The organism is Streptomyces sp. NPDC006435, assembly GCF_040612315.1.
GTDB lineage: Bacteria > Actinomycetota > Actinomycetes > Streptomycetales > Streptomycetaceae > Streptomyces.
Window position 1 is genome coordinate 82,044 of sequence record NZ_JBEXPY010000020.1, and the last position, 22,238, is coordinate 104,281.

Annotated in this window: 21 protein-coding genes; 12 read left to right on the forward strand and 9 right to left on the reverse strand. The window is 71.9% G+C overall.

The genetic code is table 11. From position 1 onward, the window contains the following. Positions 1-91 precede the first annotated feature (91 nt). The 3 genes from ABZZ04_RS20545 to ABZZ04_RS20555 all read right to left on the reverse strand — a co-directional run bounded on the left by ABZZ04_RS20545 (position 92) and on the right by ABZZ04_RS20555 (position 2,956). On the reverse strand, positions 92-703 hold the full coding sequence (locus ABZZ04_RS20545) for a DUF4303 domain-containing protein (RefSeq protein ID WP_356933637.1): 612 nt from the start codon (positions 701-703) through the stop codon (positions 92-94). A 198-nt stretch (positions 704-901) separates the two neighbouring features. Continuing rightward, positions 902-1,510: a TetR/AcrR family transcriptional regulator gene (locus ABZZ04_RS20550; RefSeq protein ID WP_356933638.1), complete on the reverse strand. Its 609-nt coding sequence runs from the start codon at positions 1,508-1,510 to the stop codon at positions 902-904. Positions 1,511-1,609: 99 nt separating this feature from the next. Beyond that, positions 1,610-2,956 (reverse strand): DUF418 domain-containing protein, encoded by a 1,347-nt coding sequence (locus ABZZ04_RS20555; protein ID WP_356933639.1) that lies wholly within the window; start codon positions 2,954-2,956, stop codon positions 1,610-1,612. A 232-nt stretch (positions 2,957-3,188) separates the two neighbouring features. Here ABZZ04_RS20555 and ABZZ04_RS20560 point away from each other — a divergent pair, with 232 nt between their 5' ends. The 4 genes from ABZZ04_RS20560 to ABZZ04_RS20575 are packed head-to-tail and all read left to right on the forward strand — an operon-like array spanning position 3,189 to position 9,047. Further along, complete coding sequence (locus ABZZ04_RS20560) at positions 3,189-4,796, forward strand: carboxyl transferase domain-containing protein (RefSeq protein ID WP_356933640.1); 1,608 nt, start codon at positions 3,189-3,191, stop codon at positions 4,794-4,796. A gap of 13 nt (positions 4,797-4,809) precedes the next feature. Next, entirely contained in the window at positions 4,810-6,909 is a 2,100-nt protein-coding gene (locus tag ABZZ04_RS20565; RefSeq protein ID WP_356933688.1) for an acetyl-CoA carboxylase biotin carboxylase subunit, read from the forward strand. Further along, complete coding sequence (locus tag ABZZ04_RS20570) at positions 6,906-7,847, forward strand: hydroxymethylglutaryl-CoA lyase (protein ID WP_356933641.1); 942 nt, start codon at positions 6,906-6,908, stop codon at positions 7,845-7,847. The genes ABZZ04_RS20565 and ABZZ04_RS20570 overlap by 4 nt, the downstream gene beginning before the upstream one ends. A gap of 30 nt (positions 7,848-7,877) precedes the next feature. After that, entirely contained in the window at positions 7,878-9,047 is a 1,170-nt protein-coding gene (locus ABZZ04_RS20575) for an acyl-CoA dehydrogenase family protein (RefSeq protein WP_356933642.1), read from the forward strand. 75 nt (positions 9,048-9,122) lie between these two features. On the opposite strand, the gene ABZZ04_RS20580 is transcribed toward ABZZ04_RS20575, so the two are convergent. Together ABZZ04_RS20580 and ABZZ04_RS20585 are read right to left on the reverse strand one after the other, a co-directional pair. Continuing rightward, complete coding sequence (locus ABZZ04_RS20580; RefSeq protein ID WP_356933643.1) at positions 9,123-9,323, reverse strand: hypothetical protein; 201 nt, start codon at positions 9,321-9,323, stop codon at positions 9,123-9,125. Between the two features lie 141 nt (positions 9,324-9,464). After that, positions 9,465-10,244, reverse strand: a complete 780-nt coding sequence (locus ABZZ04_RS20585) for a GntR family transcriptional regulator (RefSeq protein ID WP_356933644.1) — start codon at positions 10,242-10,244, stop codon at positions 9,465-9,467. A 57-nt stretch (positions 10,245-10,301) separates the two neighbouring features. Between ABZZ04_RS20585 and ABZZ04_RS20590 the strand changes: the two genes are divergently transcribed. Both ABZZ04_RS20590 and ABZZ04_RS20595 read left to right on the forward strand, forming a co-directional pair. Then, positions 10,302-10,739 carry an NUDIX domain-containing protein gene (locus ABZZ04_RS20590; RefSeq protein ID WP_356933645.1) on the forward strand — a complete coding sequence of 146 codons (438 nt, stop codon included), beginning with the start codon at positions 10,302-10,304 and terminating at the stop codon, positions 10,737-10,739. 106 nt (positions 10,740-10,845) lie between these two features. Further along, entirely contained in the window at positions 10,846-11,463 is a 618-nt protein-coding gene (locus ABZZ04_RS20595; protein ID WP_356933689.1) for a YdcF family protein, read from the forward strand. Here ABZZ04_RS20595 and ABZZ04_RS20600 read toward each other — a convergent pair. Together ABZZ04_RS20600 and ABZZ04_RS20605 are read right to left on the reverse strand one after the other, a co-directional pair. Continuing rightward, positions 11,457-12,242: a hypothetical protein gene (locus ABZZ04_RS20600; protein WP_356933646.1), complete on the reverse strand. Its 786-nt coding sequence runs from the start codon at positions 12,240-12,242 to the stop codon at positions 11,457-11,459. The genes ABZZ04_RS20595 and ABZZ04_RS20600 overlap by 7 nt on opposite strands. A gap of 128 nt (positions 12,243-12,370) precedes the next feature. Beyond that, entirely contained in the window at positions 12,371-13,813 is a 1,443-nt protein-coding gene (locus ABZZ04_RS20605) for an MFS transporter (protein ID WP_356933647.1), read from the reverse strand. Positions 13,814-13,970: 157 nt separating this feature from the next. Between ABZZ04_RS20605 and ABZZ04_RS20610 the strand changes: the two genes are divergently transcribed. The 3 genes from ABZZ04_RS20610 (at position 13,971) to ABZZ04_RS20620 (ending at position 15,522) form a co-directional block, all read left to right on the forward strand. Continuing rightward, positions 13,971-14,426, forward strand: coding sequence for a MarR family transcriptional regulator (locus ABZZ04_RS20610; protein WP_356933648.1), 456 nt, complete (start codon positions 13,971-13,973; stop codon positions 14,424-14,426). Positions 14,427-14,524: 98 nt separating this feature from the next. Continuing rightward, entirely contained in the window at positions 14,525-15,166 is a 642-nt protein-coding gene (locus ABZZ04_RS20615) for a GNAT family protein (protein WP_356933649.1), read from the forward strand. Continuing rightward, on the forward strand, positions 15,163-15,522 hold the full coding sequence (locus tag ABZZ04_RS20620) for a hypothetical protein (protein WP_356933650.1): 360 nt from the start codon (positions 15,163-15,165) through the stop codon (positions 15,520-15,522). Before ABZZ04_RS20615 ends, ABZZ04_RS20620 begins: the two co-directional genes overlap by 4 nt. Positions 15,523-15,589: 67 nt before the next feature. On the opposite strand, the gene ABZZ04_RS20625 is transcribed toward ABZZ04_RS20620, so the two are convergent. Beyond that, positions 15,590-17,221: a beta-N-acetylhexosaminidase gene (locus tag ABZZ04_RS20625; protein ID WP_356933651.1), complete on the reverse strand. Its 1,632-nt coding sequence runs from the start codon at positions 17,219-17,221 to the stop codon at positions 15,590-15,592. Positions 17,222-17,366: 145 nt separating this feature from the next. Between ABZZ04_RS20625 and ABZZ04_RS20630 the strand changes: the two genes are divergently transcribed. The 3 genes from ABZZ04_RS20630 (at position 17,367) to glmS (ending at position 20,760) form a co-directional block, all read left to right on the forward strand. Then, positions 17,367-18,344, forward strand: coding sequence for a DUF4429 domain-containing protein (locus ABZZ04_RS20630; RefSeq protein ID WP_356933652.1), 978 nt, complete (start codon positions 17,367-17,369; stop codon positions 18,342-18,344). A gap of 205 nt (positions 18,345-18,549) precedes the next feature. Further along, complete coding sequence (locus ABZZ04_RS20635) at positions 18,550-18,825, forward strand: hypothetical protein (protein WP_072489218.1); 276 nt, start codon at positions 18,550-18,552, stop codon at positions 18,823-18,825. Between the two features lie 105 nt (positions 18,826-18,930). Next, positions 18,931-20,760 carry a glutamine--fructose-6-phosphate transaminase (isomerizing) gene (gene glmS / locus ABZZ04_RS20640; RefSeq protein ID WP_356933653.1) on the forward strand — a complete coding sequence of 610 codons (1,830 nt, stop codon included), beginning with the start codon at positions 18,931-18,933 and terminating at the stop codon, positions 20,758-20,760. A 579-nt stretch (positions 20,761-21,339) separates the two neighbouring features. Here glmS and ABZZ04_RS20645 read toward each other — a convergent pair. Then, a complete protein-coding gene (locus ABZZ04_RS20645; protein WP_148835546.1) occupies positions 21,340-21,861 on the reverse strand; it encodes a universal stress protein in 522 nt (173 codons plus the stop codon). Positions 21,862-22,238: the final 377 nt, after the last annotated feature.

A 22,238-nucleotide genomic window follows, 5' to 3' on the forward strand; every position in this document is an offset into this window, starting at 1 on the left:
TCTTCGCGACACCCCGACCGGAGGGGGCACGGCGGAGAAAAGGGGAAGGAATTCAGCCGACCTCTTCGGATTTCCTTACTAATTCATGCTTTCAAGGCGTGGCCGACGGTGTTCCCCCGCCTCGGACAGGGTCGATCTGCAGGAACTCGCGGAACTCCGCCGTGCCGGCCCGATCGTTCAGCGCGGCGTTCCACTGCGCGATGTCGCCTTCCGGGACGTCGGCGTCGAGGGGGAGGAAGACCCGGACGGCGTTCGGCCACTGCTCGAAGAACCCACGGGCGACCGAGTCCGTCAACGCCTGTGAGATCGAGTCCCACACCGTCCTCCGGAATTCGCGGAGGTCCGGCACCGCGACGGGGCCGGTGCCCGAACCGGTGAGGCGTCGCTTTGCCCGTTCCGCCTCGGCGCGGATCGGCTCCAGCGGGTCGTCGATCCCCTCGACCCCGACGATGCCCATGTCCCACTCGCCGAGGTGCCATTTCGCGTCGATGGCGAACTCCGGTTCCCCGGCGGTCATTTCGTCGAGATGCTGCCGCGAGTGCGCGAAGGCGACGATCGACGTGGCGTCGGCGTCGGTCGCGATGCCGACGCCGACCACGTCGTCCGCCGGCAACTGTCCCGCGACCGCCGCGACGGCCCGTTCGAGCGCCGGTCCGAGGCGATCGGACCAGTCGCGCGCCCACGCGCAGAACTCAAGATCCATGCTCCATTGTCGACACTCTCCGCGCGGATGTCACCGACGTCGACGACCGTTCACGGGTTCTCGGCCGCGTTGCCGGAACACCGGAGCATCCGAATGCGTCCAGCATGCGAATGCCCTCCGCCTTGCGATGCGCCACCGTCTCGCGGTGCACCGCATCTGACGCCGCGCGCCGATCCACCGGGGATCACGGCACAGCCGTCAGGCGCGTACCGCCGCCGCCTCGAAGGCGCCGCGCGCCAGCCGGTGCAGCAGTGCCGCCGTGTCCGCGCGGTCCGGCCGGGCGTCGGGGCGGCCCAGGTGCGGGGTCGAGTTCAGCAGGCCGAAGACGGCGTGGACGGCGGCGCGGGCCTCGTGCTCGGGCAGGTCCGGGTAGAGGTCGCGGACCACTTCCACCCACACCTCGACGTACTGGCGCTGGAGCTGGCGGACCCGCTTGCGGTCGGCGTCCCGCAGCCGGTCCAGCTCCCGGTCGTGGAGGGTGATCAGGGGACGGTCGTCGAGGGCGAAGTCGATGTGGCCCGCGATGAGCGCGTCGAGCAGGGCCCGCGGGGAGCCGTCCCCGCCGGCCGCGTCCTCCGACACCCGCAGCCGCCCACCGGCCAGCAGCCGTTCGCTGATGCCGACCAGCAGCTCGGCGAGCATCGCGTCCTTGCCGGGGAAGTGGCGGTAGAGACCGGGGCCGCTGATGCCGACGGCCGCGCCTATCTCGTCGACACCGACGCCGTGGAAGCCGCGCTCGGCAAAGAGGCGGGCCGCCTCCTTGAGGATCTGCTCGCGGCGGGTGGGGGCGTCCGTCCTGGTGGTCATGGATTCGATTCTAGACAGTCGGGTTAGCGAACGTTAACCGGAGCGCGACGCATCCGCCTCCGCGCTCCGGCCCACGCTCCGGCCCGGCCCTCGCCCCACTCAGCGCCCCTCGGTCACCCCCGGCGCCCCAGGTGTCCCAGACACCTCTGGCACCTCTGGCACCTCTGACATCCCCGGCCCCCCAGCCGCCCCGGTCGCTCCCGCCGCCTTCGCGGGCCGCCCCCACAGCGTCACCGCGCGCAGCAGCCACTCCACGGGCCCGAGCCGGTGCCGGCGCATCAGCCACCGGCTCAGCACGAGCTGGCAGGCGTACAGCACGAGCCCGCCGCCGACCGCCGCCGCCGCGCCCGTGCGGCCGTACAGCCCGAGCCCGTACCCGGAGAAGACCAGGGCCATGACGAGGGACTGGGTCAGGTAGTTGGTCAGCGCCATCCGCCCGGCGGGCGCGAGGACCCGGGCCACCGCGGTGCCGCCCGGCGTGCCGAACCACAGCAGCAGCCCGGTGGCGTACGCGGCCGAGAGCGCCGGGGCCGTGACGACGCCGACCGCCAGCCCCAGCACCGTCCAGCGCTCGGGCAGCGGCCCCACCACGCACGCCGCGGAGAGGGCCGCCCCGGGAAGCCCGACGACGAGGCCGACGAGGCAGATGCGGCGCAGCCTCGCCCGGTCGGCGAGCACCGCCGCGCCGAGCCACTGCCGCCGCCCGGCCACGAACCCCAGGAGGAAGGCCGCGACGACGAACCCGCCCATCAGCAGGGCCGCCGCCAGGGTGTCGGGCAGGGCCTTGAGATTGGCGCCGACGACCTCGGTGAAGCCGCCCCGGTAGGCGGCGGTCAGCTCGGCCTGCTCCGCGGCGGCCCCGTCCGGGCCCTCCGGGCCGAGCAGGGCGGCCACCAGCCCGAGCAGCAGCAGGAACCCGCCTGCGACGCCGTACACACACAGCGCCGCGCGCCGGACACCGTCGAGCCCGGCGTTCCGGGCGGCCAGCAGGATCGGGCCGAGCAGGGCGTACGTCATCAGGATGTCGCCGATGTACAGCAGCACCGCGTGCGCGAGGCCGAGCACGAACAGCCCGGCCAGCCGCCGCGACATCCGGGGCACGAAGCGGGCGTCGGCGCGGGCGGCCGAGTCCATCTGGAGCGTGAAGCTGTACCCGAAGAGGAAGGAGAAGAGCAGATAGAACTTCGACTGGGCGAGCAGGACGACCAGCCATTGCACCGCCCCGTCGGCCGCGTGCACGTTCACGAGTCCTCTGGAGTCCGGCGGCCCGGCGGTGGTCAGGAGGTTCACGACCAGGATTCCCGCGAGCGCGAACCCGCGCAGGGCGTCCACTTCGAGGATGCGCGACCTCCCGGCCGGGCCCTGCCCCGGAACGGCCCCCGCCCACCGCGCCTGCACCCGTATCCCCGCCTGTGCCTGATGTGGCTGCTGCGACTGCTGCGTCATCCGTCGTTTCCCCCACCCGATCGGCCGCGGGCCGTCGCGTCGTTCCCCCGTCCCCGGCCGCACCGGCCGGGCCCGCTCCGGGTCGGGGAGCGGCGCGGCCATTATCGCGGCCCCGCCGCGGGCGCCGGGCGGCCGGGCGGGAGCCCTGGACAAGGCTGTTAGCGCTCGTTAACCTTGGAACGGACGTTAACGGTCACTAACTACTGCGGTACGGGCAAGGGGGCTCGACACGATGCAGCAGGCACCGGTGCTGACGAGCGCGGCCGATCCCGCCTCCGAGGCCTGGCAGGCCAACGAGGCGGCACATCACGCGCTCGCCGACGAGCTGCGGTCGCGGCTCGCCGCGGCCAGGCTGGGCGGGGGTGAGAGGTCCCGCGCCCGGCACGTGGCGCGCGGCAAGCTGCTGCCCAGGGACCGGGTGGACACCCTGCTCGACCCGGGTTCCCCGTTCCTGGAGCTGGCCCCGCTGGCCGCCGAGGGGCTGTACGGGGGCGCCGCGCCGGCGGCCGGGGTGATCGCGGGCATCGGCCGGGTCAGCGGCCGGGAGTGCGTGATCGTCGCCAACGACGCGACCGTCAAGGGCGGCACGTACTACCCGATGACGGTGAAGAAGCACCTGCGCGCCCAGGAAGTGGCGCTGGAGAATCGTCTCCCCTGCCTGTACCTCGTGGACTCGGGCGGCGCGTTCCTGCCGATGCAGGACGAGGTCTTCCCCGACCGGGAGCACTTCGGCCGGATCTTCTACAACCAGGCCCGGATGTCGGGGGCCGGCATCCCTCAGATCGCCGCGGTCATGGGCTCGTGCACGGCCGGCGGGGCGTACGTCCCCGCGATGAGCGACGAGGCCGTGATCGTCCGGAACCAGGGCACGATCTTCCTGGGCGGGCCGCCGCTGGTGAAGGCCGCGACCGGCGAGGTCGTGACGGCCGAGGAACTGGGCGGCGGCGAGGTCCACTCCCGTACGTCGGGGGTGACCGACCACCTCGCGGAGGACGACGCGCACGCGCTGCGCATCGTGCGGAACATCGTGGCGACCCTGCCGGACCGGGGCGCGCTGCCGTGGTCCGTGCGGCCCGTCGAGGAGCCGAAGGTCGATCCCGCGGGGCTGTACGGCGCCGTCCCGGTCGACTCGCGCACCCCGTACGACGTGCGCGAGGTGATCGCCCGGGTCGTGGACGGCTCGCGGTTCGCCGAGTTCAAGGCCGAGTACGGGACGACGCTGATCACCGGCTTCGCCCACATCCACGGCCACCCGGTGGGGATCGTCGCCAACAACGGCATCCTGTTCGCCGAGTCCGCCCAGAAGGGCGCCCACTTCATCGAGCTGTGCGACCAGCGCGGCATCCCGCTGGTCTTCCTGCAGAACATCTCCGGCTTCATGGTGGGCCGGGACTACGAGGCGGGCGGCATCGCCAAGCACGGCGCCAAGATGGTCACGGCGGTCGCCTGCACCCGCGTGCCGAAGCTGACCGTCGTGGTCGGCGGTTCGTACGGCGCGGGCAACTACTCCATGTGCGGCCGGGCCTACTCCCCCCGCTTCCTGTGGATGTGGCCCAACGCGAAGATCTCCGTCATGGGCGGCGAGCAGGCCGCGTCCGTCCTCGCGACGGTCAAGCGCGACCAGTTGGGCGACGACTGGAGCGCGGCGGACGAGGAGGCGTTCAAGGCCCCGATCCGCGAGCAGTACGAGACCCAGGGCAACGCGTACTACGCCACGGCCCGGCTCTGGGACGACGGTGTGATCGACCCGATGGAGACCCGGCAGGTGCTGGGACTCGCCCTGACCGCGTGTGCCAACGCCCCGCTGGGTGAACCCGGCTTCGGCGTCTTCCGGATGTGAGGAACAGATGACGATGTTCGACACCGTTCTCGTCGCCAACCGCGGCGAGATCGCGGTACGTGTCATCCGCACGCTGCGGGAGCTCGGCATCCGTTCGGTCGCCGTCTTCAGCGACGCGGACGCGGACGCCCGGCACGTCCGGGAGGCCGACACGGCGGTACGGATCGGGCCCGCGCCCGCCGCCATGAGCTATCTGAGCGTGCCCGCGCTCCTGGACGCGGCCCGCCGCACCGGCGCGCAGGCGATCCACCCCGGTTACGGATTCCTCGCCGAGAACGCCGACTTCGCGCGGTCGTGCGCCGAGGCGGGGCTGGTCTTCATCGGCCCGTCCGCCGACGCCATCTCGCTGATGGGCGACAAGATCCGGGCCAAGGAGACGGTCTCGGCGGCCGGGGTCCCGGTCGTGCCCGGCTCCTCCGGGAGCGGGCTCACCGACGGGCAACTGGGCGCGGCGGCCCGGGAGATCGGGATGCCGGTGCTGCTGAAGCCCTCGGCGGGCGGCGGCGGCAAGGGCATGCGGCTGGTGCGCGACGAGGCGCTGATCGCGGACGAGATCGCGGCGGCCCGGCGCGAGGCACGGGCCTCGTTCGGCGACGACACACTGCTCGTGGAGCGGTGGATCGACGGGCCCCGGCACATCGAGATCCAGGTGCTGGCCGACACCCACGGCAACGTGATCCACCTCGGCGAGCGCGAGTGCTCGCTCCAGCGCCGCCACCAGAAGATCATCGAGGAGGCGCCGTCCGTCCTGCTCGACGAGGAGACCCGGGCGGCGATGGGCGAGGCGGCCGTCCAGGCTGCCCGCAGCTGCGGCTACGTCGGCGCGGGCACGGTGGAGTTCATCGTCCCGGGCGACGACCCCGCCTCGTACTGCTTCATGGAGATGAACACCCGCCTCCAGGTCGAGCACCCGGTCACCGAGCTGATCACCGGCCTGGACCTGGTGGAGTGGCAGCTGCGGGTCGCGGCGGGCGAGCCGCTGCCCTTCACCCAGCGGGACATCGCGCTCACCGGTCACGCGGTCGAGGCCCGGATCTGCGCGGAGGACCCGTCCCGCGGCTTCCTGCCCTCCGGCGGCGCGGTGCTCGCGCTGCACGAGCCGCAGGGCGACGGCGTGCGGACGGACTCCGGGCTCGGCGCGGGCGGCGAGGTCGGCAGCCTGTACGACCCGATGCTGTCGAAGGTCATCGCGTACGGCCCCGACCGGGCCGCCGCGCTGCGACGGCTGCGGGCGGCGCTCGCGGACACGGTGATCCTCGGCGTCCCGACGAACGCCGGGTTCCTGCGCCGGCTGCTCGCCCACCCGGCGGTGGCGGCGGGCGAACTGGACACCGGCCTGGTGGAGCGCGAGGTGGCCGGCCTGGTGCCGGAGGGCGTGCCCGAGGAGGTGTACGCGGCGGCGGCGCTGCTGCACCGGTCCGCGGCGGCGCCCGGCGCCTCCCCCGCAGGTGACACCACCGGCTGGGTCGACCCGTTCTCGGTGGCGAGCGGCTGGCGGCTGGGCGGCACCCCGGCCCGTACGGTGCTCGACTTCCGCATCCCGGGCCACGACCCGGTGCAGGTCTCGCTGCGCGGCTGCCCGGCGGGCACGGAGCTGACGTTCGGCCATGTCGGCGAGAGCGCGCCGCCGGAGCCCGCGACTGGTGCCTGCGGGCCGCTGGCCCCGATGCCCGGCGGCCGGGAGACGGCCAGGGTCGTCGAGCTGTCCCCGCACCGCCTCGTCATCGAACTCGCCGGTGTCACCCACGCGTTCACCCATGCCGCGTCCCCGGACGGGGTCTGGCTGGGCCGCGACGGCGACAGCTGGCACGTGCAGGACCACGACCCGGTGGCGGCGTCGCTGGCCGGTGCCGCCCGCTCCGGCGCGGACACCCTCGCCGCGCCCATGCCGGGCACCGTGACCGTCGTGAAGGTGGCGGTCGGGGACGAGGTCGTGGCCGGTCAGAGCCTGCTCGTGGTGGAGGCGATGAAGATGGAGCACGTCATCTCCGCCCCGCACGCCGGGACCGTGACCGAACTGGACGTCACCGCGGGCACCACGGTCGCCATGGACCAGGTCCTGGCCGTGGTGACCCCCGCCGAGTCCGCCGAAGCCCCCGAGGAGCAGGCATGACGACGCCCCGCACCCTGCCCATGACCGTGCCGGCCCCGGATCTGCCCGCCCGGGTCCGCATCCACGAGGTCGGCGCCCGCGACGGGCTGCAGAACGAGAAGTCCGTCGTACCGACCGAGGTGAAGGCGGAGTTCATCCACCGCCTGGCCGCGTCGGGGCTGACCACCGTCGAGGCGACCAGCTTCGTGCACCCCAAGTGGGTGCCCCAACTGGCCGACGCCGAGGACCTGTTCCCCCGCCTGGCGGACCTCGACGGCGTGGCCCTGCCGGTCCTCGTGCCGAACGAGCGCGGGCTGGACCGGGCGCTGGCGCTCGGCGCCCGCCGGATCGCCGTGTTCGGTTCGGCGACCGAGACCTTCGCGGCCCGCAACCTCAACCGCACGGTCGACGAGTCGCTGGCGATGTTCGAGCCGGTCGTCGCCCGCGCCAAGGCCGACGACGTGCACGTCCGCGGCTATCTGTCGATGTGCTTCGGCGACCCGTGGGAGGGCCCCGTCCCGGTCCCCCAGGTCGTGCGGGTCGCCAGGGCGCTGATGGACCTCGGCTGCGACGAGCTCTCCCTCGGCGACACCATCGGCGTCGCCACGCCCGGCCACGTACAGGCCCTGCTCACCGCGCTGAACGAGGAGGGCGTGCCCACCGACACCATCGGCGTGCACTTCCACGACACGTACGGGCAGGCCCTCTCCAACACCCTCGCCGCGCTCCGGCACGGGGTGACCACCGTGGACGCCTCCGCGGGCGGTCTCGGCGGCTGCCCGTACGCGAAGAGCGCGACCGGGAACCTCGCCACCGAGGACCTCGTGTGGATGCTCCAGGGCCTCGGCATCGAAACCGGGGTCGATCTCGACTCGCTCACCGCCACCAGCGTGTGGCTCGCCGACCAACTGGGCCGACCCAGCCCGTCCCGTACCGTCCGCGCGCTCTCGGTGCGATAGACACCCGTCCCACAAGGAGTGACCCCTGCCATGTCCCTGGACCACCGGCTGACCGCCGAACACGAGGAACTGCGGCGCACCGTCGAGGAGTTCGCGCACGACGTCGTCGCCCCGAAGATCGGCGACTTCTACGAGCGGCACGAGTTCCCGTACGAGATCGTGCGGGAGATGGGGCGGATGGGCCTGTTCGGGCTGCCGTTCCCCGAGGAGTACGGCGGCATGGGCGGCGACTACCTCGCCCTCGGGATCGCCCTGGAGGAGCTGGCCCGGGTCGACTCGTCCGTGGCGATCACCCTGGAGGCCGGGGTCTCGCTCGGCGCGATGCCGGTCTACCGCTTCGGCACCGAGGAGCAGAAGCAGCGGTGGCTGCCGAAGCTCTGCTCCGGCGAGGCGCTCGGCGCGTTCGGCCTGACCGAGCCGGACGGCGGCTCGGACGCGGGCGGCAGCCGGACGACGGCGGTGCGCGACGAGGCCACCGGCGAGTGGGTGATCAACGGCTCCAAGTGCTTCATCACCAACTCCGGCACGGACATCACGGAGCTGGTCACGGTCACGGCGGTGACCGGCCGCAAGGAGAACGGCGCGCCGCTCATCTCCTCCATCATCGTGCCGTCCGGCACCCCCGGCTTCACCGTCGCGGCCCCCTACTCCAAGGTCGGCTGGAACGCCTCGGACACCCGCGAACTGTCCTTCACCGACGTCCGCGTCCCGCTGGAGAACCTGCTCGGCGAGGAGGGCCGCGGCTACGCCCAGTTCCTGCGCATCCTGGACGAGGGCCGGATCGCCATCTCCGCCCTGTCCACGGGCCTGGCCCAGGGCTGTGTCGACGAGTCGGTGAAGTACGCCGCCGAGCGCCACGCGTTCGGCAGGCCGATCGGCTCCAACCAGGCGATCCAGTTCAAGATCGCGGACATGGAGATGCGCGCCCACATGGCCCGCATCGGCTGGCGCGACGCGGCGTCGCGCATGCTGGCGGGCGAGCCCTTCAAGAAGGAGGCCGCGATCGCCAAGCTGTACTCCTCGACGGTGGCGGTGGACAACGCCCGCGAGGCGACCCAGATCCACGGCGGCTACGGCTTCATGAACGAGTACCCGGTGGCCAGGATGTGGCGCGACTCCAAGATCCTGGAGATCGGCGAGGGCACGAGCGAGGTCCAGCGCATGCTGATCGCCCGCGAACTGGGCCTTCCTCCGGCCTGACGCACGACAGCACGAAGGGGCGGGTCTCTCCGGAGGCCCGCCCCTTCCGTATGCCCGCACCTTCCGCCACGGGCCTCACGCCCCGTCCTCCGGAGCCACGTAGTCCGGGCACAGCGAGTGCCCGCACTCGCACGGCGGCCACCGGAGCGCGGCCCCGGGCACGAGATCCGCACCGTCCGCGCCGGGATCGCCCTTCGGGACGATGAGAACGCCGTCGACGCCGGATACTCCCGTCAGCCGGGACAGGTTCTGCCGTGCCTTGCTGTTGCCTGTCATTCCGCGACCCCTTTCGATTCGCCCCACCGGAAGACCAACTCATTCACTCATGTACATGAGTTGACTCACCAGGATGCCCAACTCCTATAAATGAGTCAACCCGCATCCCCTCCCCCGCTGCAGCGTCCGTCCGTGTGGTCGTCAGTCCTCAGCCGAGATGCGGTAGTCGAGTACGAACTGATCAGCGGCCATGACCGTGTCGCACACCTCGACGACGCGTCCCGACTCCACCCGGGCGCTGCGTGTGAGGTGCAGGACCGGCGCCCCCGGACTGAGGCTCAGCGCCACGGCCTCCTGCTTGGTGGCCAGGCGTGCGCGGACCGTCTCCGTGAACTCCGCCAGCACGTGCCCGTGTTCCTCCAGCCGCGCGTAGATTCCGCCACCGCCCGGATTCTCCGCGAACAGTTCCGGAATGTCCTTCGCGACGTCCCACGGCAGATAGGAAGTCGCCTCTTCCGTGGGTGTGCCATCACTGAAGTACAGTCGGCGGCGCGCGAGAACCTGGCTGCCCGGAGCCGTACCCAGCCGTTCCGCGATGTCGCCGGGCACCTCGGTCGGTCCGACGTAGAGGACCCGCACGGTCGGAGCCTTCCCCGCGTGCTCGGCCTCCGCGAGGTACGCCGCCTTCCCCGCCCTGCGATGCGAACGACGGAACCGGTCCGAGGACTTGCGAAGCACCGGAGGCCGGCTCTTCACGAAAGAGCCCTTGCCGTGATGCGTGTCGATCAGGCCCATCGGCCTCAGCTCCGCGACCGCCCTGCGGACCGTTCCCTGCGAGACCGCGTAGCGGGCCATCAGCACCGATTCACTGGGCACCTTCTCCCCCGGCCTCAGCACACCCGCCCTGATCTGTTGCGCCAGATCTTCGGCGATCTGCAGATACCGAGGCTTGCCGGAGTCCCCGGGAACCATGGTCGCCATGTCGTTCTGCCCCTCCTATGCTCCTGTACATAAGCACGCCTCCCCGGAAGGTTACGCATGTCGCTCCACTCGGTCTCCGTGGCCGGTATCACCGTCCGCGAGGACGGCCGCGTCCTGGTCATCCGCCGGGCGGACAACGGAGCCTGGGAAGCACCGGGCGGGGTGCTGGAACTCGACGAACGGCCGGAGGACGGCGTCTGCCGTGAAGTGCTGGAGGAGACCGGCGTCAAGGTTCGCCCCGTGCGGCTGAGCGGTGTCTACAAGAACATGGACCGCGGCATCATCGCCCTGGTGTTCCTGTGCCGTCCGATCGGAGGCGAGGAGCAGACCTCGCCCGAGTCGGCCGAGGTGCGTTGGTTCACCCGCGAAGAGGTCCGGGCCCGGATGCTGGAGGCGTACTCGGTACGGGTTCTCGACGCTCTCGAATCCGGCTCCGATTCCGTCGACTCCGATTCCGTACCTGTACGCGCACACGACGGACACCGATTGGTGTAGGTCACCAAAGAACGGACGCGAGGCTACGTTGAGGCGACAGCAGCCGGCCCCCGCAGCATCCACCCAGGCATGGGCCGACGCCCGGCTCCTCTGGAACCACCACCTCATGCACCACACCCCCCGCCCCTGCTCCGTCGCGATCGGGCTCGGGAGCCATGACCTCGGCGTGGCCGACGCGGCGGTGGACCTGTACCGGCGAGGCATGACACCGCTCATCGTCTTCACCGGTGCGACGAGCCGGACGACACGCGACCGGATGCCCCGCGGCGAGGCCGTGCACTACCGCGAGCGGGCACTCGAACTCGGTGTCCCGGACAGCGCCGTGCTCGTGGAGCCACACGCCCGCAACACCGGCGAGAACATCCGCTTCTCGCGCGCACTGCTCGAAGAGAACGGCGTCGACGTCTCGTCCGTACTCCTGGTCAGCAAGCCGTACGAGGAACGCCGCGCCAATGCCACGGCCCGCAAGCTCTGGCCCGGTGTCGAGTTCGTCAGCGCGTCGAGCCCGATGACCTTCGAGGAGTACGTGGCCTCCATCCGGGACGATCGCCTGGTGATCGACATGCTCGTCGGTGCGCTGCAACGCCTGATGATCTATCCGGACCGGGGCTTCATGGTCGCCGACCCCGTCCCCGGCGAGGTGACGGCGGCGTACGAGCGGTTGTGCCGGGCGGGGTTCACGAGTCGGCTGGTGACCGACGGGCGCGGCGTGGTCGGTCAGTAGCGGTGGTTGGGCCAGTGCGGGTCCTCCCAGCGGGCCGGGCCGGTGAGGCCGAGCAGGCGTATGCGGTGGAGCAGTTCGTCGGGGGCGCCGTGGGCGATGAGGCGGGGGCGGGCGTGGTTCAGCAGCCAGGCCGTCAGCTCGGCGCGTCTCTCGCCTCCGTCGTCCTCGCTGCCCCAGGCGTCCCAGGGGTCCCAGGGGAGTTCGTCACCGAGGAGGTGGTACTCCCAGTGGGCGGCGGCCTCGGCGAGGTGCCGGGTGGCCGGGGTGCCGGTCTGCGTCTCCCAGTGGGCGAGCCACGGGGTGAGCGCGCCGGATGCCTCGACGAGCAGGGCGAGGAGTTCGTGGGCCGGGACGGCGGGGGCCGGGTCGGTGAGGGTGTGGGTCCACCAGGCGTGGAGGAACTCCCGTACTGCCGCAGCCTGTTCGGCGGGCCACTGCTGCCAGTGGCCCCGGTCGAACGAGCGGCCGATCTCCTCCGGGCCGAGGAAGGGTTCGACGCGGCCCGCGACGAGGGATCGGGCGAACTGGGGGAGGATCCGGCGCAGCACCGCCGCGTGGTCGCTCCAGTCGGAGGCCCGCCAGGTGCGTTGCAGGAGATCGTGGTCCAGCTCGATGTCCGGCGTCTTGAGCCGGGCGAGCTCCTCCGCACTGCCCCAGTGGCACTCGCAGTTGTGCTCGTCGGGGCGGGCGGTCATGCCGCGGAAGGTGACCGCGAGGCCGTCCAGCGCGGCGTCGAGACGGCGGGCGGGGGGCGCGGCGGAGGGATGCGAGGAGGTCATGGGCGTGATCGCCTTCAGGGCTCCGGGGGCTGACGCCGTCCGAAGAGCGCAACGTTACCGGAACCGCCGCCGCCCGCCCCCGCGAACGCGGAGAACGGGCGGCGGCGGAGCAGTACGCGAGTCGCGGATCAGACCTTGGCCGGGGCCGGTTTTGGCACGGCGTCGGCGCCGTCCCCCGTGCGGCGCATGGCCGGGATGGCGGCGGCGACCAGGGCCGCGACCAGGGCGACGCCGCAGCCGACCATGAGCCCGGTGCGGAAGCCGTCCTCGGACGTGAGGGTGTGGCCGCCCATGGTGACGGTCATCTGGGAGAGGACCACACCGACCACCGCGGCACCGATCGACGTGCCCAGCGAGCGCATGAGCGTGTTGAAGCCGTTGGCGGCCGCGGTCTCGGACAGCGGGACCGAGCCCATGATCAGCGCGGGCATCGCACCGTACGCCAGGCCGACGCCGCTGCTGGTCACCATGCCGACCACCATCAGGCCCCACGCCGAACCCATCAGCACCAGCGCCAGGCCGTAGCCGGCCGCGATGACCAGGATGCCGCAGACCAGGGTGAACTTCGGGCCCCGGGCGTCGATCAGCTTTCCGCCGAGCGGGGAGACGATCATCATCATGATGCCGCCGGGCGCCAGCCACAGGCCCGCCGCGAGCATCGACTGCCCCAGGCCGTAGCCGGTGGCGGACGGCAGCTGAAGGAGCTGCGGCGCGATCAGCATGCTGGCGTACATGCCGAAGCCGACGAAGACGGAGGCGAGGTTGGTCATCAGCACCCGGGGGCGGGCGGTGGTGCGCAGGTCGACCAGCGGGTCGCGGGTGCGCAGCTCCCACACGCCCCAGGCGACCAGCACCACGACGGCGGCGGCGAACAGGCCGAGCGTGGTGCCCGAACCCCAGCCCCAGTCGGCGCCCTTGGAGACCGCGAGCAGCAGGCAGACCAGGCCCGCCCCGAGGCCGAGCGCGCCGAGCACGTCGAACCGCTGCCCCTTCGCCCCGGCCGGCACGTCGGGGATCAGGAACCAGATCAGCGCCGCGACCGCGGTGGCCAGACCGGCCGAACCCCAGAACAGCACCCGCCAGTTCGTGTACTGGGCGACCGCCGCGGCGATCGGCAGGCCGAGCGCGCCGCCGATGCCCATGGAGGCGCTGACCAGCGCGATGGAGGAGCTCAGCTTCTCCGCCGGGACCACGTCGCGCAGCAGCGCGATGCCGAGCGGCAGCACGCCCATGCCCATGCCCTGCAGTCCGCGACCGACGATCATGGGGACGACGGACGACGAGAGCGCGCACACCACCGAGCCGGCTATCAGCGGCACGGAGCAGACGAGGAGCATCCGGCGCTTGCCGACCATGTCGCCCAGCCGGCCGGAGACGGGCACGCAGACGGCGGAGACCAGCAGGGTGACGGTGATCACCCATGCCGCGTTCGAGGGGGTGGTGCTCAGGATCTGCGGCAGCTCCGCGATGAGCGGGGTGACCAGGGTCTGCATGATCGCCGCCGTGACTCCGGCGATGGCCAGCGTGGCGACGACGCCACCGGTGCGGGTTGATGGCTGGGGCGCGCCCATCCAGGACTCCTCGGGTGTGTATCGGAAGAAGGCTATGCATCGTACACACTCAATGCATCATGCACGTTATATGTACGCTACATAGGGCTGTGGGAGAATGGTGGCCGACGCCCGGAACACGCCGGGTGCCCGGACGACAACGGGAGACGGCAGGAGCATGACCAGGCCCACCCACGAGGTCGAGTACGAGCAGATGCTCCTCAGCCGCCACAGCCTGCTGCGGAACAAGGGCGGGCGGCGCAAGGGCGGCCTGCTGGACCACAGCGCCTACGTCCTGCTCAGCCGCATCCGCGTCCAGGGGCCGATGTCGATCGGCGAGCTCAGCGACGCGTTCGGGCTCGACGCGTCCACCCTCAACCGGCAGACCGCGGCGGCCATGCGCGCCGGACTCGTGGAACGCATCCCGGACCCCGCGGGCGGCATGGCCCGCAAGTTCCGGATCACCGACGAGGGCGCCCGCACGCTCGACGCGGAACGCGAGGGCATCACCGACTCCCTGGAGCGGGTCATGGCCAACTGGTCGGACGAGGACATCTCCGGCTTCGCCGCCTACCTGCGCCGCTTCAACACCGACATCGAGCGCCTGGGCGGCCGCCCCTGGCCGCGCCCCTGACCCTTCCGTACGGGGCGGCCCGTCGAGGAGGCGACCGCGGCGCGGCCGACCGGGAAATCCGCTCGACGCCTCGGCGCGGCATGCTGCACAGTCCACGCATGAGTCCCCGCCACTGGCCCCTGTACGGGCTCCGCCTCCGCACGCCACGCCTGGAACTGCGCCTGCCGGACCTGGAGTTGCTCGACGAGCTGTCCGCAGTCGGGGCCGGGGGCGTTCACCCGCCGGACCGGATGCCGTTCACGGTGCCCTGGACCGACGTGCCGCCCGAAGAGCGCGGCAGGGCGGTGTTCCGGCACGTGCTGCACACCGTCGCCAACTGGTCGGTACGGGACTGGACGTTGAGCCTCGCTGTGCTGTGCGAGGGCGAGGTGGTCGGACGGCAGGACCTGACGGCGACGGACTTCGCGGTGACCGGCGAGGTCGCCACCGGGTCATGGCTGGGCCTCGCCCACCAGGGCCGGGGCATCGGCACCGAGATGCGCGCCGCCGCCCTGCACCTGGCCTTCGCGGGCCTCGGGGCCCGGAGCGCGGTGTCGGCAGCGATGACCGACAACCCCCGCTCGCTGGGCGTCTCGCGGCGGCTGGGATACCTGCCGGACGGCCTCTCGGTCGCCGCCGTACGGGGAACCCCCGTCACCCTGCAACGACTGCGGCTGGACCGCGCGCGCTGGGAGGAGTGCCGGAGCATCGAGGTCGAGATCGAGGGGCTCGACGGCTGTCGGAAGGAGTTCGGCGCATGACACTGCTGGTGCACACCTTCGTGTACGACGAGAAGGGGGACTGGCGGCTGCTCGACGACCCCGACGACGGAAGCGACATGGCCGGCTTCGAGAGCAGCCGGACCAAGCTCTGGGGGTCGGAGTGCGCCCGTGCGCTCGGGGCCCGGTTCCTGCCCCGGCTGGCAGGCGACGCCATGTTCGTGGAGCCGGAGGAGGTCGAGCACTTCCTGGCCGAGTGCGCGCTGCTGCGCGGGAACACGGCCGCCCTGGGCGCGCACAGCGGGTACGGGGAGGACTACGTGGTCGCGCGGCTCGGCAACATCGAGCGTGCCGCCCTGCGGGCGCGGTCGGTGGGCGGCGGGGTCCTGGTCTGGTGAACGTGCAGGTGAGCGGGGCGCAGGGGCGGGGGCGGCCCGGCATGGGCCGGGCCGCCCCGCTCTCACCTCACTCCGTCGCCCAGGGGACCTGCGGCGCCCGGTAGTAGTCGACGCCGAGCGCCGAGAGCCTCGGGCCCTGCGTGCCCAGGCGCACCCGGTACGCCTCCCAGTCGTGCGTGGCGGCGGGCGACCAGCCGAGTTCCGCGATGCCGGGCAGCCGGGGGAACGCCATCTGCTCGATCTCACCGCTGTCGGTCAGGGTCTCCGACCAGAGCGGCGCCTCGACACCGAGCACCGCCTCCTGCGGCACGCCGTCCAGGTACGCCGCCGGGTTCCAGTCGTACGAGCGCTCGACGGAGACGTAACCCGCCCAGGACAGGCCCAACTCGGTGTCCTTGTCGTACTTCATGTCGAGGTAGCCGCGGTCCGCCGGGGACAGCACCAGTTTCGTGCCGTTCGCGGCGGCACGGGCCACTTGCTCGCGTTCGGCCGCGCCCGTGCGGTCGTAGCCCCAGTACTGGGCGATCGCGCCCTTCACCGGTGTGGCGCCGGTGAGCTGGTGCCAGCCGATCACGGTCTTGCCGTACTTGCCGACGACGGCCTGCGCCCGGTCCATGAAGGCCACGTAGTCCTCGTGGCTGGTGGAGTGCGCCTCGTCCCCGCCGATGTGGAAGTACTCGCCGGGGGTCAGTTCGGCCACTTCGCGGACCACGTCGTCCACGAAGTCGTACGTGACGGCCTTCGGCACGCAGAGCGAGCTGAAACCGACCTGGGTGCCGGTGTACAGCGGTGGCGCGACGCCGTCGCAGTTCAGCTCCGCGTACGAGGCGAGCGCCGCGTTGGTGTGGCCGGGCAGGTCGATCTCCGGCACGACCTCCAGGTAGCGGGAGGCCGCGTACCGCACGATCTCCCGGTAGTCGCTCTTCGTGTAGTGGCCGCCGGGGCCGCCGCCGACCTCCGTCTGCCCCCCGTACGTGGCGAGCCGCGGCCAGGAGTCGATGGCGATCCGCCAGCCCTGGTCGTCGGAGAGGTGCAGATGGAGCTTGTTCATCTTGTAGAGGGCGAGCTGGTCGATGTAGCGCTTGACCTCGGCGACGGAGAAGAAGTGCCGGGACACGTCGAGCATCGCGCTCCGGTACGCGTAGCGCGGCGCGTCCGTGACCGTGCCGCCCGCGACCTTCCACGGCCCCTTCTGCGGGCTCTTCCGCTCCACGGCCGCCGGGAGCAGCTGACGGAGCGTCTGGACGCCGTGGAAGAGTCCCGCGGGGCCGCGCGCGGTGATGGTGACGGAGCCGCTGCCGGACTTCAACCGGTAGCCCTCGGCGCCCAGTTCGGGGTTGCCCTCGTCCAGGCGGAGCCGGATGCCGTCCCCGCCGTCGCCGGTGACCGGCAGCGCGTAGCCGGTGGACGGGCGCAGCACACCCGCCAGGTAGTCGCCGATCCGCCGGACCTCCCCCGAGTCGCCGCCGACACGGATCCTGGTGGCCGGGGTGATGGTGTACGGGGAGCCACCGGGCTCCGCCCGCACGGGCGCGGGCACGATCTGCCCGAGCGGACGGGGCGGGGCGGCGGCCGGTCCGTCGTCCGCCGCCGGTCTCTCCGGGGCCGCGCCGATGCCGGAGATGCCGGCCGCGGTGACGAGCAGCAGCGAGCCGAGCAGACGGGGAAGCGCGACGCGTCGTGTCCTGTGCAGTCTCACAAGCCGGTCCCTTTCGACGGGTTCACACCTGTGGATCATCCGTGGATCACCTGAGCAACCGAACCATCACCATGCGTATCGCCCGCCTCACGTATGGTCAAGGCTCGGACCGCTCCCTCATGGGCCGGCTGGCAGAATCTGCCGCATGGCGGAAATAACCCAGCGCGACGGCACCTGGACCTTCGACGGCGAGACGGTGCGGATCGCACCGGGCCGGGGCAAGGGCATCCACCCGCTCCGGCAGGAGCTGGGAGAACGCGCCGTCCCTCTGCAGGCACTGGCGGGCATCTCCTTCGAACCGGACCGCAAGGGCGGCCGGCTGCGACTGCGGCTGCGCGACGGCGCGTGCCCGGTCCTGCGCGCGGCCGACGGCCGGCTCAAGGACGCGGCGGACCCCTACCAGCTCGTCGTGGAGAAGGACCGCAGCGGGGTGGCCGAGTACTTCGCCGACGAGGTGCGCAACGCCCTGCTGATCGAGCAGGTGCCCGCCGGCCCGGTGGACGGCTTCCTGCTGCCGGGCCCCGCGGTGCCGGTCGCCGGTGGCGGCGGGGACGGCACCGCCTCGTTCGACGGGCAGACGATCCGCCTCACCTGGAACTGGAAGGCCAAAGACTCCAAGCTCTCGGGCGGCCCGGTCTCGTTCCCGTTGTCGGACGTGGCCGCCGTGCACTGGGTGCCCTCCATCGGCCTGGAGAACGGGCATCTGCGCTTCGTGCTGAACGGGGCCCCGGCGGCGGCCCGGGCGGCCGAGCACGACCCGTACGCGCTGGACCTGTGGGGGCTGTCCAAGAAGGAGTACACGGCGGCCCTGGTCGCGGCGGCGGTCCTGGTGCGACTGCCCGACGCGACGGGGAGGACGGCGGGCGCGGGCGCCACCCCCGCGGGCACCGCCCCCGCGGAGATCGAGGCCCCGACCGCGCCCGCACCTCCCGCACTGTCCGCACCTCCTGCACCTCCCGCACCTCCCGCACCGTCCGCACCTCCCGCACCTCCTGCACCGTCCGGCGACGATCACGACGCGCTGCTGCGCCGGCTGCGCGAGCTCGGCGAGCTGCACCGGTCCGGGGTGCTCACCGACGACGAGTTCGCCGCCGCCAAGCAGGCCGTGCTCAAGCGCCTGTAGCCGCTCCGGGTCACCGCGGGCGCGCCCCGGCCGGCGCGCCCGTCCCCGTACCGGCTCCGCGACCGCTCCGGCGCCACTTCCGCACCGGCTCCGCGATCGTTCCCGTACCGGTTCCCCGACCTTCCGAGAGCACAATCACACCCACTCCTGCCCGATATCGGGCAGAATTGTTGCGGAAGCGCTCCGTCCACCGCAATATCAACGAGTGCTCGAACGCCGCCCGTCGCATGACGACCTCATTGACCACCTGGTCCGCAGCACCGCGCTCCAGCGCGGCGAAGCCGCCCGGGTGATCCTCGACGTGCTGGCGTACTTCGACGAGACGACCGACGACTTCGTCCGCCGCCGCCATCGCGAACTGCAGTCCGGCGGTCTGGTCAACGCGGAGATCTTCGAACGGATCGCGGCCGAGCTGCCGCACCGCGCGGTCGCGCCTCCGGAGCTCTCGCTCCGCCAGCTGCGCCGCATCGTCTACGGCTGAAGGACCCCGGCCGGACCGTCCGCGACCGGACCGTCCACGACCGGACGAGTCGGCCCGACCGGGCCGCGAGCACCACAGGTACATCGATGGAGGGGCAGAGAATCCATGTGCGGAATCGTCGGATACATCGGGAAGCGTGACGTGGCCCCGCTGCTGCTGGAAGGGCTGCAGCGACTGGAGTACCGGGGTTACGACTCCGCGGGACTCGTCATCACCGGCAAGGCGTCGGCCGGGAAGCCCGCCGCCCTGAAGATGGTCAAGGCGAAGGGCCGGGTCCGCGAGCTGGAGGCCCGCGTCCCCAAGCGCTTCACCGGCACCACCGGTATCGCCCACACCCGTTGGGCCACCCACGGCGCCCCGAGCGACGAGAACGCGCACCCTCACATGGACGCCGACAACAAGGTCGCCGTCGTCCACAACGGCATCATCGACAACGCCTCCGAGCTCCGTGCGAAGCTCGTCGCCGACGGTGTCGTCTTCCTCTCCGAGACCGACACCGAGGTGCTGGTCCACCTGATCGCCCGCGCCCGGGCGGACACCCTGGAGGAGAAGGTCCGCGAGGCGCTGCGCTCGGTCGAGGGCACGTACGGCATCGCCGTCATGCACGCCGACTTCAACGACCGCATCGTGGTCGCCCGCAATGGCTCCCCGGTCGTCCTCGGCATCGGCGAGAAGGAGATGTTCGTCGCCTCGGACGTCGCCGCGCTGGTCGCCCACACCCGCCAGGTCGTCACCCTGGACGACGGCGAGATGGCCACCCTCAAGGCCGACGACTTCCGTACGTACACCACGGAGGGCTCGTCCACGACGGCCACGCCGACCACCGTGGAGTGGGAGGCCGAGTCGTACGACATGGGCGGCCACGACACGTACATGCACAAGGAGATCTCCGAGCAGGCCGACGCCGTCGACCGGGTGCTGCGCGGCCGGATCGACGACCGCTTCGCCACCGTGCACCTGGGCGGCCTCAACCTGGACGCCCGCGAGGCCCGCGGGGTCCGCCGGATCAAGATCCTGGGTTGCGGCACCTCGTACCACGCGGGCCAGATCGGCGCGCAGCTGATCGAGGAGCTGGCCCGCATCCCCGCGGACGCCGAGCCCGCCTCCGAGTTCCGCTACCGCAACCCGGTCGTCGACCCGGACACGCTGTACGTCGCGGTCTCCCAGTCCGGTGAGACGTACGACGTGCTGGCCGCCGTCCAGGAGCTCAAGCGCAAGGGCGCGCGGGTGCTCGGCGTGGTCAACGTGGTCGGTTCCGCCATCGCCCGGGAGGCCGACGGCGGTACGTACGTCCACGCCGGCCCCGAGGTCTGCGTCGTCTCCACCAAGTGCTTCACCAACACGGTCGTCGCGTTCGCGCTGCTCGCCCTGCACCTGGGCCGGATCCGGGACCTGTCGGTCGCCGACGGCAAGCGGATCATCGAGGGGCTGCGCAGGCTCCCCGCCCAGATCAGCGAGATCCTCGCGAACGAGGACGAGATCAAGCGGCTGGCGGCCGAGTACGCGGACGCCAAGTCGATGATGTTCATCGGCCGGGTGCGCGGCTACCCCGTCGCCCGCGAGGCCTCGCTGAAGCTCAAGGAGGTCTCGTACATCCACGCCGAGGCGTACCCGGCGTCCGAGCTGAAGCACGGGCCCCTCGCCCTGATCGAGCCCGCGATGCCGACGGTCGCGATCGTGCCGGACGACGACCTGCTGGAGAAGAACCGCGCCGCGATGGAGGAGATCAAGGCCCGCAGCGGCCGCATCCTCGCCGTGGCCCACCAGGTGCAGGAGAAGGCCGACCACACCATCGTCGTGCCGAAGAACGAGAACGAGCTGGACCCGATCCTGATGGGCATCCCGCTCCAGCTCTTCGCGTACCACACGGCGCTGGCCATGGGCCGTGACATCGACAAGCCGCGCAACCTGGCGAAGTCCGTCACCGTCGAGTAGGACCCGAACCGCCCCGGCTCCGGACCGGGCGCCCCGCCGCACCACGGTGCCGCGGGGCGCCACGGGGCGAGCCGTCGGACGAAGGGCGTCTCCCGGCCGCGCGTCCCGGGAAGAGATGGCCGAAGGCAACGGGGTCGGAACCACCCGTACCGGTGCCGCCGCCCCCGGCGGACGCTCCGCGGCGTGCCGCGACATGCCGCGCCCCGCTCCCCGACACCCCCCGCCCGTCCGCCGCGAGGCCGCGATCCGTCTCCGTACCCCGACGAACTGTCGGTTTCTGCAGACGATTTGACGCCACGTCGACGCCCGGAACGGCACACCGGTTCGCGGGAGGGCCGCCAGGCGCTCAAGAAGCGCTCGCGACCGGGCGGAGGACGGTCGAGAAAAGCTCGCACCCGGGCGGAAGACGCCCGGGTGACGCTCCCGACCGGACGACGGAGCGATCGAGGAACGATCACGTCCGGACAGAGGAATGCTTGCGGAACGGCCGCGTCCGAGCAGCGGAACGGTTGAGGGACGACCGCGGCCGAACAGCGCTCGGCGCTCGGGAAACAGTCCCGGTCCGGTGGCGCGTGACGCTCAGGGAATGACCACGACCGGGCGCTGCGCGCGGCGGGCCAGGCGTCCGGCGACCGAGCCGAAGATGCGGCCGACGACGCCGTGCGTGGAGCCGACGACGATGGCGTCGGCCGAGTACTCCCGGCCGACCTCCTCCAGTTCGTGGCAGATGTCGCCGCCCCGCTCGACGAGCACCCACGGCACCTCGGAGAGGTAGTCGGCGCAGGCCAGCTCCAGGCCGAGCACCTCGGTGCGGTGGTCCGGCACGTCCACGAAGACAGGCGGTTCGCAGCCCGCCCAGACCGTGGTCGGCAGCCGGTTGGCGACATGGACGATGATCAGTCCGGAGCCCGATCTCCTGGCCATCCCGATGGCATACGCGAGGGCGCGCTCGCTGGAGGTGGAGCCGTCGAAGCCGACCACGACCCCGTGGCGGAACGCGGGGTCGCAGGAATGACGTGTTTCTTCGACCGTCTGCGGGTCCGACATGGGGTCGGCCACCTGCTTGCGGTCGGCGGGTTCGGGGATTTCGTGACCGGCCATCGGTGTCTCGGCGAAGAGAGTCCTCGTGAGGAGAGCGACTTGGGGAAGGTGCGTCAGCGGGCGGCGTTGCGGTGTCCGGGAATCATCTTCCCAACCCCTTACCCCCAAGGGTACGGCTCCACTCCTCCACTGCCCAGACCCGCGCAAAGCGCGCGCGACGTTTCACGGAGCATGCCCGAGGCGGCCCCGGATCGCAACGCCGGTTGTGCCCTACACCGACGACGAGGGGCCCGGACGGCTCCTCTCGGTGACCGGACGGAACCATATCCGTCACCCCCTTCGCGGCGACATGGGGCCCCGCACCCCGGACGGGGGCCGGCCCGACGCCGGACGGACCGTCCGGACCGACACCGGCCATCGACGGCCGAATGCGTGTT